Genomic DNA, 15,684 nt, shown 5'->3' with positions numbered 1-15,684 from the left:
CCTCCTAGATAATGCCGGTCATGTCGAGCACCATGAATCGATATGCGGTCGTTTCGCGAAAGCCGACGAAGTGCGCGCCGCGTGTTCCGTTGAACGTGTGAAACTCCCAGGTGATTGTGCCGCCCGAAACGGCGATGCCGCTCATCGTTGTCTCGCCGGTACCGCCGTTGTTGTCGCCAGAGCCGAACATGTAATGCGCGGGCCAGCACCCCGCGATTGCGACGTTCACGCCATATGTCTGGCTCTGCGTGCTCGTGCCAGGCATTGACGTGCCTGTACCGTCGAAGCCGCTACCACTCAAATACTGGTCTGACTTCACGTCGATCACGCGTGCAAACGGCTTCGCTGCGTCCGCGATCAGTGCGCCCGATGCGCTGAATACCTGCAGTCCGAAGTTCGACGCGGTGACGGGCACGTTGTCGAAGACATAGAGGCGCACAACCGTCTGCGCCGCGCCGATAAATTCAGCCGTGTACGTATTACCCGAACGGGAAAACTTCCACGGCGTCACCATCACTCCGCCGTCTGCCGTGAAGGCAAAAAGCGGATTGTTTGCGGTGAATGTAAAGGTGGTGTGCCAGTAGGTTGCATAAAACTGCGTACCGACGTTGTTGTAGACCGTGGCCAGTGACTCTTGCTGCAACGTCTGCGCCAACGACGAAATCAGCTGGAAGTTCGGATTCAGACCATCGATCTGCACGAGCCCGCTATCGGTGAATGCCTGGAATCCAGCTGTCATCAATACACTCCGAAAATGAGAGTGCCGGTCACAGTCTTCGGGTAACTGAGTCCGGACGTTGAGCTGTAAGTCCAATAAACACCGTTCGCGTCGATCGTGATGATCGGCGAGGCTGTCTGATTGGAAATGTGGAAATAGAGCCGGTCTGGCTGAAACGACCAGAACGGAGTACCACCGGAAAGATCAATCGGATACGAACCGTTGTTTCCGTCGAGCTGCTGAATACCCTTGATGCGACCAAGTCTGCTGGTCGCATCAAGCACAAGCTGCCCGCTCGCATTCCAGATCTGAAGTCCAGCCGTCATTACCAGAGCCCCAAGCGCACGCGCAGCGTGCCGTTGTTGTCGTAAACAAGCAGCGTTGAATCGTTCAGCGTCATGTAGCCACTGCCTCCGTTCGCGCCATTGAGCGTCAGCGTGCCATTCTTATCGAGCTTCCAGCGCGGCTGCCCGTTCGCACCCACGGCCGTCGACTGGATGATGTCGCCAATCATCGCGTTCTGAATCCAGCCCGTGCCAATGAACGCCTGCGAAATGAAGACCTGTCCGCCTTGCACCACGAACGGCGACGACACTGCGCTGCCGTTCGGATCAAGGATGGCAACACGGCTCGCCGACAGCAGAACCGTCGATTCGACAACACCGCTGCTGTTGTCGACACCCACGCCGATACCCGCGATGTAGGTGCGCCCGTTGGCCGTGATCTGCGTCTTGATCTGATACGACGCGGCCACGCGGCCATTCAGGTCGGCATACGACGACGCCACCGTTTGCACGGCCGCCGTATTCGCATTGGCCTGCGCCTGTACCGTCGTGACCTGTGTCGCAAGCGCGCTGTCGCCGTCGACGCGGGCCTGAGTCTCCGTCTGCACTGCCGCGAGAAGCGTCGCTTTCGTCGAACTCATCTGCGCCGTAGTCGTCTGGATGTCCTGCGCGAGCGCCATGTCGGCCTCGGCGCGCGCAGACTGCTCCGACCACACGCCCGCATACACCTGCGTTGAACCGGCATAGCCGCCGTCGTCGCCTGCCATGTCCGGCACGAGCACCTGCGCGCTCACCTGATCGAGCCGATTGGAAAGCGCGGTATCGCCGTCGACGCGCGCCTGCTGCTCGTTCGTGATTGCAGCAGCGTTATCCTCGACGTCCTGCTGCAGGCCGGGAATCGCCTCGATCGGTGCCAGCAAGTCCTGCGTGAGCTGCTCCTTGCCGATCTGCCCGTTTAGGTACGACAGGATCTCGTCGGCGTCGCTGCTGCTCTGCCCGTTGACGCCAGCGCCGTCCGGATACCACGGCCCGATGTTGCCCGACGTGTCGACGAGACGCGCCCAGAAGAAAAACGACTGCCCGGCGGCCAGGCCCATCAGGTTTGCGCGCGCCTGCGGATAGGCGTAGTCGGCCAGCTTCACGGCGTCGGCGCGATTCGGCGTCTTGCTGTACCAGATCTCGGTGCGCTGTGTATCGTTGGCCGAACCATCCGCCGGAAACGTCCAATCGAGCTGGATCGCGAAAACCTGCGTCGTGGTGGTCAGCGACGTTACCGCCGGCGGCGGGCTCGTCTTGCCGGTGAGCGCCGTCTGGACGCTGTACGCCGGAATCGAGGTCACGCCTAGCGCGTTCTGCGCTCTGACGCGAGCGAGATAGTTGCCCTGATAGATGCCCGCAACCTCGACCTGCAGGCCGCCCGTCTGGTTGGCCGCGACCCACTCGCCGTTGTCCTTCTGCCACTCCGGGATATAACTCACCGCCTTGTCGGCAGCATCCCAGGCGATCACCATGTTCGTCTTGGCGATGCCCTGATCCGTGAACGAATACGTCGAGATGCGTACGTTCGTCGGCGGCGATTGCGCGGACGGTGGCGTGATCGTCACTGGCCGCTGCTGGATCTGCGCGCCGTTGTCGATCGCCGCATACTTGCCGGGCTCGTGCTGGGCCGCGCTGATCGTGTAGGTGATCTGGCCGTTGTCGGAGCTTTCTTCGACACCCGTCACGCGGAAGAGCTGCGAGACGAGGTCAGCGCTCTCCAGCATCCACACCGCGCCGGACACCGCATCCTCGTCGAATGCCGCCGTCATCGTGAACGTGCCGCCGTCCACCGATTGGACGCTGCGCGCCTGCGCGATGCCATCGGGCATGATCACCGTGAGCGTGTCGCCGGGCGACGCCGTCGGCGCCTTGTCGAGCACCACCGTGCGCCCGCTCATCGAGCGGATGCGGCCGCCGATACGGCGCCCTGCCTTGTTCGAATCGGCGACGGCAATCACCTCGCCGGGCGTGCAGAGCGTGCCGTCGAGGCCAACCTGAAACGACACCGTATTCGTCTCGTAGCGGCTTGTGAGCAGCGTCCACAAGCCGAGACGGTGCGCTTGCGCCTGCGACGTCGTGCCGAACGCTGTGATCTGCGCCTTGACGACGCCGTAGCGCGCGAGGCCGTCATCGTCGGGCACGTACTCGACGGCTTGCTGATACTGGTTTGCCGGGTCGTTCCAGCTCACCTGCGCGACGGTGTAACGCGACTTGCGCTCCGATCCAACGTAGGAGAACTGGCCGCCAACAACGTTCGCCTGCGTGTACACGTGCACCGGATCGGAAGGCATGTCCGCCGTCGCGACGACATTGCCCGCGCCCCAATACGCCTGCCCACGAAAAATGCCCGCAATGTCCTGCAGCACCTTGAACGCGTCCGACTGCGACTGGATCACGCAGTTGCACGTGAAGCGCGGCTCCTGGCCACCCTTGCCGTCCGACACCATGACGTCGCAGTACTGCGCGATCTCGTACAGCGACCACTTGTCGAGCGACGACGCGTCGACGAACTTGCCGGCGCCGTAGCGATCGTTCTGCACGAGGTCGTAGAAGATCCACGGCGGGCAGTTCGTCCAGGCCTGTTTGAACGTGCCGTCCCACGCGCCTGAATACGTGCGCGCCTCCGGATCGTAGTTCGACGGCACGCTGATAACGCGACCTTTCACGTCGAACGAACGCGTCGGCACAGAGCTGAACGACTGCGCGTCAAACTGCATACCGACGAGCGCGCTCATCGGATAGCGCAGCTTGCGATCGATGATTTCGGTGATCGCCTCGACGTTGACCGTGTCCTGAATATAGGTGTTGTGCGCGTTAGCGGTGATGCGCCGCACGCGCACCAGCCAGCCGGTCGTCGCAGCAGGAAGCTCAATGCGCGCGCTGCGCTCGTAGAGCGAAGTCGTCTTGCCGTCGAATGCGCCAGACAGCACCTGCGCATAGGAGCCGCCATCGACCGCGATGTCGATCGCATACTCGATGCGGTATCCGGTGGTGTCTCCCGTCGAGCTGTTCGTCTGCTCGAGTGCGGGCACGCCAAAGCGAATGCGCACCGCGGTGAGCTGCGTGTTCTCGACTTGACGCACCCATGGCGTGTCGCTCGTGAGCGCAACGCCGATGGCCGTTTCGTTCTCCACTGACGGAAAGCCGGTCAGAAAATCCTGATCCTGCGTGCCAACGCGCGTGTCGACCGAATAGTTCGAGAAGTTGGTCGAGCCGTCGCCGTTCTGGATCGGCGTGCCGTCGAGAAAGACGGATTGCAGGCCGTTGACCAGGCCGACAATCGGGCCTTCCGAGATCAGGTCGAGGACCTTCGCATAGGCAATCGAATGCAGGCTATCCGGCGATTCCGACGGCGAGCCGCCGCTGCTACTGCCCTTTGCACCTGAAATTCGCATCAGCTTTGATCCTCGGCATAAATGCCAGAACTGATCACCTTGGAACCCACCACCATGCGCCCGTACACAATGGGCACAGGCTCGCCCTGTGCAGAGCTGTTCACCGGGCCATTGAAGTAATACGAGGTGCCGTTGTTCGTGACGCCAGCGAGGCCGCCCGTCTGCGGGCTGAGCATCTGCACGACACCGCCGAGCGCCATCGAGACGCCGAGGCCGATCAGTTGCGCGCCCCACGCCTGTCCGTACGCAGAGGCGACGGCACCGACCACAACCAGCGCAGCCCCGAAAATGGTCTGGAACAGGCCACCTCGCTTGCTGCCGAGCAGCACCGGCGCGATGCGGATCTCATCACCGCCTACCGGATACTCGAGCTCGTCGCGCGTCAGGTTCTGCTTGCCGACGAAAACCGCGAACGTCAGCCCCTGCTCGCGTGAGCGCGCCATGAACTGCCGGAAGCCGGGCAGCACGACGCCAAGCGCGCGCATCGCCTCCGATGTCGAATTGACCGCGAGGCGGTGCACGCGCCCGAAGCGCGCGCCGAGCACGCCGTATAGCCTGATCGTGCGCAGTTGCTCGCTCATTCACTTCCCCTGTATCGCAGCACCGTGCGAAGGCATTGCGCCCACATACCGCCCCACACGGTGCGGCCGGAAAGGCGGCCGTGCATGTGGTGCAGAAACTGCCCGGCGCCGAGATAGACGCCCGCGTGATTCGGCACGCAGTTGCCGCTGCGGATCTGCATCAGCAACACATCGCCGGGCTGCAGCTCGGCGGCAGCACCGACGTCTTCGAAGCCCGCGGCGCGGTAGTTGTCGAGGTAGAGCGACGAATGACCGTCGTCCCACCAGTCGTCGCGGCGCGCGAAGTCCGGCAGTTCGACGCCGCGCTCGAGGCGATACCAGTCGCGCACGATCGCATAGCAGTCGTGCACGCCGTGCGCGAACTGACGTCCGATGAGCGGCGCGACATACCCGCTCGGGCCAAACTCACACCAGTCGTCGACAGCGATCGAGCCATCCGCCTGCACGCCCAGAGAGACGATCACCCAGCACGCGATGCCGCCCTGCTCACACATCGCCCTGTCGGCGGCGCTCGGACGCGCCGGCGCGCCGGGATGCGAATGCACGAGCGCGACGATTTCACCAGCATCCTCAGCGCGCGCGTAGTCCTCGCCGGCCAGCACGAATTGCTCGCTCGGCGTGGCCGCCCAGTTCGCGCACGGCATATAGGTTTCCGCGCCCTGGACGAGCACCACCAGCCCGACGCACTCGCGCGGGTACTCCGCGATCGCGTGCGCTGCGATCGCGCCCTTCGTGGTTTCGTTCATTCAGGAAAGGGTGTCGCTGAGGAAGCCGCCGAAAGGCAGCGGATTGTTCACGCCGAAGCGGCACTGGCAGCCGCTCGTTCTCATACTGCAGCGGTCGAGCGCCGGGTCGGTCACCGGCTGGTCGTTCGCGTCGAAATACGCGCTGCCGGTATAGCCACAGTTCGCGTCGCGATACTTCCACTGGCAGATGCTCACGATCTGGCGAGCGGGAAGCTGCTGGCCACCGAAGTCGAGCGGCGACGCGACCGTAAATTCCACCTGCAGGCCCGGCTGCTCGTTGGTTTTTTGCTCCACGCGCCAGATCTCGGCTGGCATTTCAGCAGTCGGATCAGCCGTCGGGTTCCCGGCCGGAAAATTCACCGCGTCTAGATACTTCCCGAGCGTGCGGCGACGGCGCACAGTCGCGCCCACCAAATCGGCCAGGTAGACGCACAGCGCCGAGATCGTGCCGTTGATGTCGCCGACGGTGAGCGTCGGCGTCGGCTGCTGTGAATCCGTAGTGCGCTTGAAGCCCGACGCCTGAATCGGCCACGGCTTGTACTCATTGCCCTGCCACCAGATCGACGTCGATTGCAGATGACCGTGGAAGCGCAGCATGTCTCCGCCGATTGCTGTGCAGTCCACCTCGAACAACTCAATCAGGCGACCGGGCTCAAGCTGCTGAACGTCGGCTGTGATGGTCATTTAGCCTCCAGCTCGGCAACGCGCGCGACAGCAGCGTCCAGGGCTGCAGCCAGCTCGGAAATCGCCGCCCACATCAGCGGGCCGCACTTGGAGTAGTCGACCACCTGAAACACAGGCGCGCCGTCGTCGTCTACCGCGTCCTTATCTCCGTGAACCGCTTCTGGAAGCACCGCTTGCAGTTCGTGCGCAATGAAGCCGGTCACGATTGCATGCGTGTCGTCGGCCTTAAAGCTAAACGTGCGAGCTGGCACCTGACGAATGCGCGCCAACGCACCGGAGATCGACGCCACGTTTTCCTTGAGGCGATAGTCCGATGTGGTGTTATATGCAACGGCCGCGCCCGTTGTCGTGATACTGCCGACCACTACCGAGGGACTTGAACCGTTATAGAACGAGACAATGCCCGTAGTACCTGAGCCGATGTTTAACGGGTTCGTGTTACCCCACAAATCAATGCCACTACCAGACCGCCACGCAAGCCCCGGAGTGTGACTGGATATTGGCGAGTTATTAGACGGCCCGATGTTTACCAGCGATGCGCCCGTACCGATGGCCGCGTTCCCTGTCGAGGTGAGTTGACCTGAGGACGCAATGTCACCCGCCGCGAAAGCGGTTGTACTAGACTGCTTTGCGTACTGGCTAGGAGTGAGGTTACCGCTGTCCCACGGAGTATTTCCAGCGAACACGGGCCGTTGAGAAAAACTCGCTACGCCTGTGGCGTTAGCCACCACGATAGGATTATCTACCGGGTTACCGCTGACGTATCTTTGTAGAAACCAATCTCGCGAGGGTGACACCCACGTAGCCCATATACCGCTACCGTTAGACTGGTACCCGTAGCCAAACTGTGAGTTACCTGACGTGTCGTTAGCAACCACGGTAGCCGCAGCGTACGAGGTCTTGATAGGGGCGCCCGCAGTAAGCGCACCGGTTACCGACAGCGTACCGCCTACGGTCGCGCTACCAGAAGCCGTAAGCGCGCCTGCAACGCTCAATTTGCCCTGCACCACCTCGTCGAAGGCTTTCTTGCGCCCGATCGTCCGCCATGCCGAAACACCATCCGTTTCCCACGTCAGCAGCTCGCCCGGCTTCACGACGACGATCGTCGGCGCCGCATCTCCGCTGCCCACTGCGATAGCCATCGTGACGTCGTAAGCAGTCGACAGGTTGTGCACGGAGACGATCTGGTCCGCACCGGTCGTGTTCGCTGCCGGGAAATGCGACGACGCCGCGGAAGTGGGCGTGAAGTTGATCCGCTTGCCCATATCTGCGGCCGTCAGGTCACGCACAGCGTTCGGCGACGAGCTCGTCAAAATTGCTTGCGTGGTGAGAACGTCGACATTCGCGTTCGCCTTCACGTTGGCAGTGCGAACGGTATCGCCATCGGTGCCCGTCGGCGCGGTGCCGAGATTTACTTTCTGGAGTGCCGTCATGGTGCCTTAGGGTGCAAAGGTTTGCTCGAATGTCGCGGTGATCGTGAACACGTTGCCGTCTTTTGTCGGCTCGCTCCACGTTTCGCAGGTGAAAAGCGCGGGCGCGGTCCAGAGCGGCGGCGTCCAGTTGAACGACGTCGAGCCGGCCGCCGCGCGCAGGAAAGCAAGAATCGAGGAGATCTTCGCGGCGTCGCCGATGAACTGCAGACTGAACGACGAAGCGACATTGTTCAGGCCATCCGCCGCGCGCTGCGAATAGCCGTCGCCGAACTGTGCCTTGCGCACTGTCGCCGTTGCCGTGCCAGACGCGCTAGCGACTGTGGGAACCCAGCCAAACGTGTCAGCCATTCACACCCCCGTACTTCATCTGCCAGGCGTAGCCGCCCTGCCCCTTCATCTTCTGCGCTATGCGGCTATCGACCAGCTTCTGCACCTGCGACTGCAGCCACGTCGCGTCGCTTTGATCAAACGACCCGCCGCCGTTCGCCGCGACCGAAACCTGCACATTCGTGTCGCCGCCACGTGCCGCAGACGACACTGACGACGCCGCGCTGCCGACGGCGCCACCAGAGGCAAATCGAGCGGCGCTGTGTACTGCCGCACCGCTGTTGATCGCGTCGAGGTTACCGACTCCGATACGCTGCACCGTAGAAGCCTTGAGTACGTATTCGCCATCCGACAGCCATGCCGGAATCGAATCGGAGGTAGCACTCCCGGGCCCCGATACCGCGCCGCCGGTCGAAAGATGGAAGCCATACGAGTTGTCGCCGACGGAATAGCTCGAGGCCGCGCTCGCGACGCTCGACGTGCTTGACGCGCCGAACAACGACGACAGTGACGAGCCGCCACCGAAATACGAGCCGAGCGCGCTAGCCGCGTAGTTGAACAGGCCCGAGATCGCCGCTCGCGCCTGAATGCGCGCAATGTCCGAGATAACGCTGGTTGCCAGATCGCTGAAGCTCACCTTGCCTGTCGTGACGAACTTCGCAAACGCATCTTCCATGCCGCGAAACGCGTCTTGAAACGTCGACGCAGTTGCTGCAGCGACGTTTGCAGCCTCGTCGGAATAGTCGGCCAGCGCGCGCTTCGCGCCAGTCGTCCAGTCCGCATTCGCAGCTCGAATGTCCGTCGACGACTTCTGAGCGATCGCGACCGATTGGTCGTAGTAGCTCTTCGTGGCCGCCAGTTCGTCCGCATACTGCCCCTCTCCGATCTTGTTTTGCGTGCGCTGCCGCGCGAGGTCTGCGACCTTTCGGTCATAGTCCTGGCGAATGGCGAGCAGCTTGTCGTAGTCGGCCCGATCGTTCGTGCCCATCGAGAGGCCAGCGAGCGCCTGATCGGCGGCAGCCCGCTGGGTTTGCAACTGCTGATTGAGCGCATCGGTGTACACCTGCAGATCGGTGGCGCGCTTCTTAGCTAGCTTCCCCGAGTCATCGGTGAACTGCTGGTCATTCGCCGCGATCTTGTCCTGCGTGGCCTTTACCTCGCCGGCGTACTTCTCGACTGCCGCCTTTTGCTTCTTTCCTTGGGCGATCTCGACCTGCTGCTGCTCGATCTTCAGTTCCTGCTGCAGGGCGTCGGCGCGCGCATCGTGCGCCTGTTTAAGCGCATCCCCCTGAGTGATCAGCCCTTGATCCTGCAGGCTCTTGATGTGCTCGAGCGACGCTTTCAGCTTCGACTCAATGTCCTTTTGCTGAGCATCGAGCGCAGCGAGCTGCGCGCTGATCGCATTTTGGGCGGCCGACGCCGCGGCGTTTGCTGCAGCTTTCGAGCCGTTCCGGCTGTCATACTGCTTTTCAATCTGCGCTAGGTTATCGGCGTGCCGCTTCTCCGCTGCGACGTAGTCCGAAGCAGTCTTGTCGAGATCCTTTGTTGCGGCAGCAAAATCCGCGTTTTCTTTCTTGATTGCGAGGTTGCGCTGCTCGAGCGGCGTCGCATACTGCGTGCTGTCGAGATACTTGTTGACAGCGACCGCAGCATCGCCGCCGGCGGCGCGCTGCGCTGCATCCCGCTGCGACTTGAATTGAACGGCCTGCTGATCACGAAGCACGTTCAGTCGCTTCATGTCGAGGTCGAGCTGCTCTTTCGCCTGCGCGACGGCACCCATCGCACCCATCGACTGCTGTTGCGCGAGGTTGCGCTGATCCGCCTCGACGCGCGCAAGCTGGTCACCCACCTGCTTGGTGATGTCGTCGGGCACACCGATATTCATGATCGCGTTCTTTACGCGATCGATAATGCGACCCCAATCATTCCAGTACTGCATGACGATGCCGACGTTCTTTTCAGCCGACGCCGCCACCTGCTCGTGCGCACTGATCAGATCCAGCATCGCAGCCTTCTGAGCTGCCGCTGCGTCGCCCGCGCGCACGAAGTTCTCGATCTCTTCGACCTGCGCTGCCGAAAACGTGTGATGCTGCTCCTGATAGGCAGTCAGCCACTGGATAACATTGTCGTGCAGCTTGACCAGCGATTCGACGGCCTTGTCGGCGCTCACGCCGGTGTCTTCGCTCATCGCGACCGCTGCGCGGCCCGCGAGCGCAAGATCATCGCCAGTGAAGCGCCCTGTGTCCGCGACCGCTGCGAGCGCTTCGCGCGCAGCCGAGAACGACGTTTTGGCGTCTTCGAATGTGGCAGCAATCGCCTGCATCTGGCCGGCTGACACGTCAAGCGCCCCGTTCGTGCTGACGATAGCCTTCTCAAAAGCAGCGTATTGCGCATAGCCTTCGATGATCGCGTGCGTGAGCAGCGCGACCGCGCCGACCGTTGCGCCGATCGTGAGTCCGAGCGGGCTCATCGCGAGCGAAAGTGCGTCGGTGCGCTCGGCGAGCACGAGCAACGAGCCGCCAAAATTCTTCCATGAGCCCTGCGATGCTTCGTGCGCGAGCACTGCTAGCTCGCGGCGCGCCGCCACTGAATTCAGGCTGAATTCGTGCACCGCTTCGCCTGCACCCGACGAAGCCTGCTCAACGGCGCGAAGCTTCTCGATTGACGCCGCAGCGGCGTCGGCGATGCCGAGCTGCGCCGCCTTCATCGCCAACAGCTCGGAACGGGTTTTGCCTGCAGTATCCGCGGCGCGAGTCAGCGACGATACGAACGAGTTGATCTCGCGAGCACTCGCCTGACTGCCATTTACCGCAGCTTCGGCGATCGCCTTTTGAGCGACGGCGACGCGTTGCGCAGCCTGATCCTGCGTCTGCATGAATGCCTGCGCAGACTTGCGCGCGGAATCCAGCTCGGAACGATACCCGCTGGCGTCGGCTGTAACCCGCGTGATGCTTTCATTTGCCACGTGTTTTCGCCTCTATTTGAGCGTCGATCGCGTCAGCGACTGCTTGCGCTGCTTCCTTCTTTTTCGCCTCGTAGGCAGGACGCTTGAACGGCTGCGCGGCCATGCGTGAGGTGCCGTATTCCACGAACCGCAGGTAATAGGCATCTTTCAGCCACGTGACGATGTAGGACGCCAGCTTTCCGGGAACCGAGTTCTCGGCGTCGTATGCGATAACCAGCGCGTCCGCGCCCGCGCCCGTGCGGCGTGGAACGCGCAACTTCTCTTCTGCGAGAAAAATGTTTGCGCCGACGAGCGCCGCCTTGCGCAGCGTGGATTCGCTGACGGCGTCGTCAAGGGCGTCGAGTTGCGCAGTTAGCGCTTCTGGATTTGCGGTTGTGAACGCCTTAGCCATTCGCACGATCTCCAAACAGTGCAGCGCGCAAGAGGTTCGACTGCGCGACCGGGTCGTCCAGAAGAATCGGCTGAGAAGCCTTGACTTCATCGAGACCTAGCCACGGTATGACGTCGCTCGGACCAAATGGCGTTGGGTGTTTCTTCGAGTCGCGATTGACGTTGTAGATAGCCGCAGCGATCACGCCGGCGCGCAGATCATCGATCTGAGGACCGAAGTGCTCGATCTGCGAATACGCGATCCAGTCGGTGAATTCCGCGCTGCTAACCTCCCGCATGCAGCGCGCCACCGACATTTTTAGTTCGCGGGCGAGGCGGTGCCAGAAGAGCCGCTCAGGGCGGCTTCGGAGTTTTTTTCCGCTTCCTCCGTCGCTCCGGCGCCGATCTTGTTGATGCGCATCGCGACGCCGACGAGCCGCACCAGAACGTCGGTGTTTTTGTCACTCAGCTGTTCGACGTCATTTGGACCGAACAATGGCGCGCCGTTTTCGTCGACGATCGTGCTTGCCAGCATCAGCGCCTGGAAGCGCGAAACGGGTTGCTTCTCAGCGAGCACGTCCATGAGCGCTTCGCGGACCTTGCCGCTCATCACCCCGATACGCACTTCGCCACCCCATTCCGGTACTTCGACGACCTCGAAGCCGAGGTCGCGCGCCGCGAGGATCATTTCACGCGTCAGCATCGATTACGCCTCCGCCGGAACGTCGGTAACGTCACCGGTAATCGTGAGCGCGATCGTACCCGTGAGGACCGTGTCGGTGCCACCAGCGAGCGGGAACGACTTGACGTATGCCGAGAACTCCTTTGCGGAGCCGTCGGGCAACGTAAGCTTGTACTCAAGCGCCGTGCCCGCCTTGCGGGATGCGAGCATTGCAGCCTGGCCCGGATCGGCGTAGTTGATGTTCGCGTCGAGGGAGAACGAGCCCCAATCCTGCAGGCCGAGCCGCTTTTCCTTCGCGGTCGAATTCAGATCGGTCACGTCGATTTCCGTCGCCGCGCCATCGAAGCCCGAATAGCTCTTCACGTTGGCGACGTTCGTCCACGTCGGATTGGCTGCGCCCGATGCTGCGGTGTTCACCGCGAACGTGCTGCCTTGCGACGAAATTGCAGTACTCGTCATAGTTTCACTCCTGATACCAGATGGAAAAGTCCTGCCGACTGCCATAAAGCTTCGTGTCGTCTTCGTAGACGTCCACGGGCGCGCCGATGGGGACGCCACCGATCGGCGCGGCGGTTAGAGCGGCACGAATCTGTTGATTGATCGAATCTGCCTCCGCGCTTGTCGTCGACCACGCTGTGACCTGGATTCGCCTGTTTTGCAGTGTGTCCGCCCCTGCGAGCGTCGTTTCGTCTGCTCCTCCGACGCCCTGATAAACGATGTACGGGCGTGCCGCGCCCGATGGCGCGACGCTCGGATAGACGCGGCCGCCCGCAAGCAGCTTCAATGCGGCGTAGGTGATAGCTTTCGCACTAGCCATTGTTCGCTCCCACGCTGCATGCCAAGTCGATGAAACGGCGCCCGGCGTAGTCCGGCAGAACCGCCTCGATACTGAAAATGCCGCCGTCGTACAGCACGCGCATGGCGGCGGTGACATCGGTACGCCAGCGAATGCGCATGCTCACCTGGGCCTTGCTCACCTCTTCGCCGGACGCAACGTATTCCTTGCCAGTCGTTGCGAGCAGGTTCGCCGAGACGCCCGCGACTACGTCGACCCATGTGGTCAACGGCTGCCCGAGCTCGTCTTCGCCGTCCTGCTTCGCTTGGATCGTGATCCGCCGATTGAAGTCTCCAGACCGCATTACGCATACCCCATGATCCGGTACGGATCGAGCAACTGGTCGACATACGGAAGGTCGTGAACCTGCCCACGACTGAGAACCGCAACCTCTTCCCGGTTCTCATAGAGCGTCGCGAGCCGGATGAGAATCCACGACTTGATGCCTGCTGGTACGTCGACCGCATCGCCATAGCCCGCCGTGAAACTGATCTGCACGGCATTCGTGGTGTTCAACGTGTCGGGCCAGTACGTGCCGGTCTTCGGCGTGAGCACTCCCGGCTCGCTCACGTTGTCGACCACATACAACGACGGGTCGAGCGTTTGCTGATTGCCGAGCGCATCGATGTACTGCACGGCATCAACCGACTGAAGGCGCGGAAACGGGATGTCGATCTTGCTGCCGCGAAAGCGAACCGAGTAGTTGCGCATCGTCATCCACGCCGACGGCAGCTGATCGACTGGCACATAGCCAGGGATGACGCCGTAGTACGTGTAGAACGGGAACGCATCGAGGAACAGGTCCCACTTTTGCGTGACAAACACGCGACGGCAGACGTTCTCCGCATGGATGCGCGCCGCGCTGATCAGCATCGAGATCAGCGCATCCTCGGTGGAGTCGATGACGCGCAGGTGCAACTTCGCCTCGTCGAGCGTGACCGGCTCTTCGGCGGGCGCCTGAGTGAGCCTGATCCCCATGCTTATTGCGCCGTTTCGGACTGTGCGCCGTCGGCCTGCTTCGCGTCGGTGACCGCCGCCGCAATTTCAGCAGCTGCATCCGGATCTTCGAGCGCGACGATCTCGGCACCCTTGCTGGATGCATACGACACAGCATCCTCGTGATTGTCGACCGCTCCCGCGGCGGAGAGCGCCTTGATGACACCTTCGGGGCCCTCGACGATCTGGCCGAGCTTGAGACCCAGGCCAACGTGATCCGACAGAACGCGCGCGCGCGCGATTTGAACCTTTGCCATGGTGAACATCCTCTGTGATGTGATGTGGCGAGCCTAGGCTCGCCACTTGCCTAACCGAGAAACTCGCTTCCCGATTACGTCGCCGAGTTCGCGTAGGTCTTGACGGCGCCGCCGACGTCGATCAGGTTTCCGCCCGTGCGCAGGAATCCAACGAAACCGATCTGGCCGTTCAGCGTGAATGCGCTGTCCGTCATGCGGAAGATCGTCAGATCCATAACGTCGCGGATCACATACTTCGAAAGCTGACCGAACGCGATTGATTCCGCGTTCGCTGCCATCACGGGCATGTCCTGGTTGATGTAGATCGGGCGACCCATCAGACGATCGGGCGCGCCGCCGTTCACCATCGCATCGGCTTCATAGCCCGGCACGAAGATCGGACGGCCTTGCGAGTCCTTAATCTTGCGGATCACCTTGACCGACGAGTCGTGCATCATGTAGCCGACGCCGGGCTGGCTGCGATAGGCGGGGTCGACCGAATGCTCCAGCTCGACCAGGTCGTCGTAGACGACCGTCAGCGTTTGACCCGTCGCGCCGGTGCGGCCGGTGCTGGCTGCCGTGATGAGGCCGTTCGGCTGCGTCGTGCCGTTACCCGTCGTGAAGTGCGTGTTCTGGATGCGGCCGAGGCGCATCGCGAGCAGCCCTTGAATATAGGCCTCGATGTCGATGAACGAGTCCTGCACCAGTTCGAACGGCAGGGCAATCTTCTTCGAGCTGTACTTGAACACGTTCAGCACGATGTTGCCGAACGTGGTGTCCAAGCCCGTGACTGCGGCGTTCTGGCCAACAATCTCACCGACTTCAGCGGTCGGGTCCGTCGTCGGGAAGTTCATCGCGGCGCCCGTCGCGGTGCGAATGGCGTGCGCCACAGCGCGCATGCCGCCGTAGGCCTTCATGGCGATTTCGAGCGAGCGCTGGTATTCCGTCGCCACCGTGAAACCGCCTTCCGTCGTGGTCGTCGTCGACATCGCGTTGCGAATGTCAGGCGTCTGACGCGCAAGCATGCGCGCACGATCGCCATCGGCCATGTTCGCGACACCACCTGCGAGGAACGCGCGGAGCGCCTTCGCTTCGTCGCCCTGCTGCGCCGGATCGCGCGTAGCCGCGTTCAGCAGCGCAGCAGCCTGGACAGCCGGGTCTTCGGAAGCCAGCTGCGCACGGCGATTCTCGCGCGCGATGTCGCCGTCGATCGCCTCGATCTCGGCAAGGATGGCGTCCATGCGCTCGGCTTCGGCTGCCGGCATGCGTTGGTCAGCCGGATACTTGTTGTTCAGCTCGTTGGCTTCGCGCGCCTTCGAATTGCGCAGCTCGCGCAGTTGTTGCAGCTTCATGTGACTCTCTCCGTTAAGAGTTGACCGCTCGCGCAGGTCGTT

General features: G+C 62.3%; 18 protein-coding genes. All 18 read right to left on the bottom strand.

Annotated elements, in window-relative coordinates:
* Positions 1–4: 4 nt before the first annotated feature.
* On the bottom strand, positions 5–739 hold the full coding sequence (locus JMY28_RS15700; RefSeq protein ID WP_201696850.1) for a hypothetical protein: 735 nt from the start codon (positions 737–739) through the stop codon (positions 5–7).
* On the bottom strand, positions 739–1,044 hold the full coding sequence (locus JMY28_RS15695; RefSeq protein ID WP_201696849.1) for a hypothetical protein: 306 nt from the start codon (positions 1,042–1,044) through the stop codon (positions 739–741). The genes JMY28_RS15700 and JMY28_RS15695 overlap by 1 nt, the downstream gene beginning before the upstream one ends.
* Positions 1,044–4,436 (bottom strand): host specificity protein J, encoded by a 3,393-nt coding sequence (locus JMY28_RS15690; protein WP_201696848.1) that lies wholly within the window; start codon positions 4,434–4,436, stop codon positions 1,044–1,046. The genes JMY28_RS15695 and JMY28_RS15690 overlap by 1 nt, the downstream gene beginning before the upstream one ends.
* Positions 4,436–5,017, bottom strand: coding sequence for a tail assembly protein (locus JMY28_RS15685; protein WP_201696847.1), 582 nt, complete (start codon positions 5,015–5,017; stop codon positions 4,436–4,438). The genes JMY28_RS15690 and JMY28_RS15685 overlap by 1 nt, the downstream gene beginning before the upstream one ends.
* Positions 5,014–5,763 (bottom strand): C40 family peptidase, encoded by a 750-nt coding sequence (locus JMY28_RS15680; protein WP_201696846.1) that lies wholly within the window; start codon positions 5,761–5,763, stop codon positions 5,014–5,016. The genes JMY28_RS15685 and JMY28_RS15680 overlap by 4 nt, the downstream gene beginning before the upstream one ends.
* Entirely contained in the window at positions 5,764–6,447 is a 684-nt protein-coding gene (locus tag JMY28_RS15675; RefSeq protein WP_201696845.1) for a phage minor tail protein L, read from the bottom strand.
* Positions 6,444–7,880: a tail fiber domain-containing protein gene (locus tag JMY28_RS15670; RefSeq protein WP_201696844.1), complete on the bottom strand. Its 1,437-nt coding sequence runs from the start codon at positions 7,878–7,880 to the stop codon at positions 6,444–6,446. The genes JMY28_RS15675 and JMY28_RS15670 overlap by 4 nt, the downstream gene beginning before the upstream one ends.
* 6 nt (positions 7,881–7,886) lie before the next feature.
* Positions 7,887–8,228, bottom strand: coding sequence for a phage tail protein (locus JMY28_RS15665; protein WP_201696843.1), 342 nt, complete (start codon positions 8,226–8,228; stop codon positions 7,887–7,889).
* Positions 8,221–11,082 (bottom strand): phage tail tape measure protein, encoded by a 2,862-nt coding sequence (locus tag JMY28_RS15660; RefSeq protein WP_201696842.1) that lies wholly within the window; start codon positions 11,080–11,082, stop codon positions 8,221–8,223. The genes JMY28_RS15665 and JMY28_RS15660 overlap by 8 nt, the downstream gene beginning before the upstream one ends.
* Before the next feature lie 79 nt (positions 11,083–11,161).
* Positions 11,162–11,653 carry an HK97-gp10 family putative phage morphogenesis protein gene (locus JMY28_RS15655; protein WP_236596885.1) on the bottom strand — a complete coding sequence of 164 codons (492 nt, stop codon included), beginning with the start codon at positions 11,651–11,653 and terminating at the stop codon, positions 11,162–11,164.
* Positions 11,556–11,858 carry a phage tail assembly protein T gene (locus tag JMY28_RS15650; RefSeq protein WP_201696841.1) on the bottom strand — a complete coding sequence of 101 codons (303 nt, stop codon included), beginning with the start codon at positions 11,856–11,858 and terminating at the stop codon, positions 11,556–11,558. The genes JMY28_RS15655 and JMY28_RS15650 overlap by 98 nt, the downstream gene beginning before the upstream one ends.
* A 2-nt stretch (positions 11,859–11,860) precedes the next feature.
* Positions 11,861–12,244 (bottom strand): hypothetical protein, encoded by a 384-nt coding sequence (locus JMY28_RS15645; protein ID WP_201696840.1) that lies wholly within the window; start codon positions 12,242–12,244, stop codon positions 11,861–11,863.
* Between the two features lie 3 nt (positions 12,245–12,247).
* Positions 12,248–12,682, bottom strand: a complete 435-nt coding sequence (locus JMY28_RS15640; protein ID WP_201696839.1) for a phage tail tube protein — start codon at positions 12,680–12,682, stop codon at positions 12,248–12,250.
* 4 nt (positions 12,683–12,686) lie between these two features.
* Complete coding sequence (locus JMY28_RS15635; protein WP_201696838.1) at positions 12,687–13,040, bottom strand: DUF3168 domain-containing protein; 354 nt, start codon at positions 13,038–13,040, stop codon at positions 12,687–12,689.
* Positions 13,033–13,362, bottom strand: coding sequence for a phage head closure protein (locus JMY28_RS15630; RefSeq protein WP_201696837.1), 330 nt, complete (start codon positions 13,360–13,362; stop codon positions 13,033–13,035). The genes JMY28_RS15635 and JMY28_RS15630 overlap by 8 nt, the downstream gene beginning before the upstream one ends.
* A complete protein-coding gene (locus JMY28_RS15625) occupies positions 13,362–14,036 on the bottom strand; it encodes a head-tail connector protein (protein WP_201696836.1) in 675 nt (224 codons plus the stop codon). The genes JMY28_RS15630 and JMY28_RS15625 overlap by 1 nt, the downstream gene beginning before the upstream one ends.
* 2 nt (positions 14,037–14,038) lie before the next feature.
* Positions 14,039–14,311: a hypothetical protein gene (locus JMY28_RS15620; protein WP_201696835.1), complete on the bottom strand. Its 273-nt coding sequence runs from the start codon at positions 14,309–14,311 to the stop codon at positions 14,039–14,041.
* Positions 14,312–14,385: 74 nt separating this feature from the next.
* Positions 14,386–15,642, bottom strand: coding sequence for a phage major capsid protein (locus JMY28_RS15615; protein ID WP_201696834.1), 1,257 nt, complete (start codon positions 15,640–15,642; stop codon positions 14,386–14,388).
* Positions 15,643–15,684 lie beyond the last annotated feature (42 nt).

The organism is Paraburkholderia hiiakae, from assembly GCF_904848665.1.
GTDB classification, from domain to species: Bacteria; Pseudomonadota; Gammaproteobacteria; order Burkholderiales; family Burkholderiaceae; genus Paraburkholderia; species Paraburkholderia hiiakae.
The sequence above is the reverse complement of the archived record's forward strand: the minus strand, read 5'-3'. Positions and strand labels throughout refer to the sequence as shown.

Excerpts from the sequence above, each read along its gene's own strand:
- JMY28_RS15700 (WP_201696850.1), bottom strand. The coding sequence starts at position 739 with ATGACAGCTGGATTCCAGGCATTCACCGATAGCGGGCTCGTGCAGATC.
- JMY28_RS15695 (WP_201696849.1), bottom strand. The coding sequence starts at position 1,044 with ATGACGGCTGGACTTCAGATCTGGAATGCGAGCGGGCAGCTTGTGCTT.
- JMY28_RS15690 (WP_201696848.1), bottom strand. The coding sequence starts at position 4,436 with ATGCGAATTTCAGGTGCAAAGGGCAGTAGCAGCGGCGGCTCGCCGTCG.
- JMY28_RS15685 (WP_201696847.1), bottom strand. The coding sequence starts at position 5,017 with ATGAGCGAGCAACTGCGCACGATCAGGCTATACGGCGTGCTCGGCGCG.
- JMY28_RS15680 (WP_201696846.1), bottom strand. The coding sequence starts at position 5,763 with ATGAACGAAACCACGAAGGGCGCGATCGCAGCGCACGCGATCGCGGAG.
- JMY28_RS15675 (WP_201696845.1), bottom strand. The coding sequence starts at position 6,447 with ATGACCATCACAGCCGACGTTCAGCAGCTTGAGCCCGGTCGCCTGATT.
- JMY28_RS15670 (WP_201696844.1), bottom strand. The coding sequence starts at position 7,880 with ATGACGGCACTCCAGAAAGTAAATCTCGGCACCGCGCCGACGGGCACC.
- JMY28_RS15665 (WP_201696843.1), bottom strand. The coding sequence starts at position 8,228 with ATGGCTGACACGTTTGGCTGGGTTCCCACAGTCGCTAGCGCGTCTGGC.
- JMY28_RS15660 (WP_201696842.1), bottom strand. The coding sequence starts at position 11,082 with ATGCAGACGCAGGATCAGGCTGCGCAACGCGTCGCCGTCGCTCAAAAG.
- JMY28_RS15655 (WP_236596885.1), bottom strand. The coding sequence starts at position 11,653 with ATGAAGTCAAGGCTTCTCAGCCGATTCTTCTGGACGACCCGGTCGCGC.
- JMY28_RS15650 (WP_201696841.1), bottom strand. The coding sequence starts at position 11,858 with ATGTCGGTGGCGCGCTGCATGCGGGAGGTTAGCAGCGCGGAATTCACC.
- JMY28_RS15645 (WP_201696840.1), bottom strand. The coding sequence starts at position 12,244 with ATGCTGACGCGTGAAATGATCCTCGCGGCGCGCGACCTCGGCTTCGAG.
- JMY28_RS15640 (WP_201696839.1), bottom strand. The coding sequence starts at position 12,682 with ATGACGAGTACTGCAATTTCGTCGCAAGGCAGCACGTTCGCGGTGAAC.
- JMY28_RS15635 (WP_201696838.1), bottom strand. The coding sequence starts at position 13,040 with ATGGCTAGTGCGAAAGCTATCACCTACGCCGCATTGAAGCTGCTTGCG.
- JMY28_RS15630 (WP_201696837.1), bottom strand. The coding sequence starts at position 13,362 with ATGCGGTCTGGAGACTTCAATCGGCGGATCACGATCCAAGCGAAGCAG.
- JMY28_RS15625 (WP_201696836.1), bottom strand. The coding sequence starts at position 14,036 with ATGGGGATCAGGCTCACTCAGGCGCCCGCCGAAGAGCCGGTCACGCTC.
- JMY28_RS15620 (WP_201696835.1), bottom strand. The coding sequence starts at position 14,311 with ATGGCAAAGGTTCAAATCGCGCGCGCGCGCGTTCTGTCGGATCACGTT.
- JMY28_RS15615 (WP_201696834.1), bottom strand. The coding sequence starts at position 15,642 with ATGAAGCTGCAACAACTGCGCGAGCTGCGCAATTCGAAGGCGCGCGAA.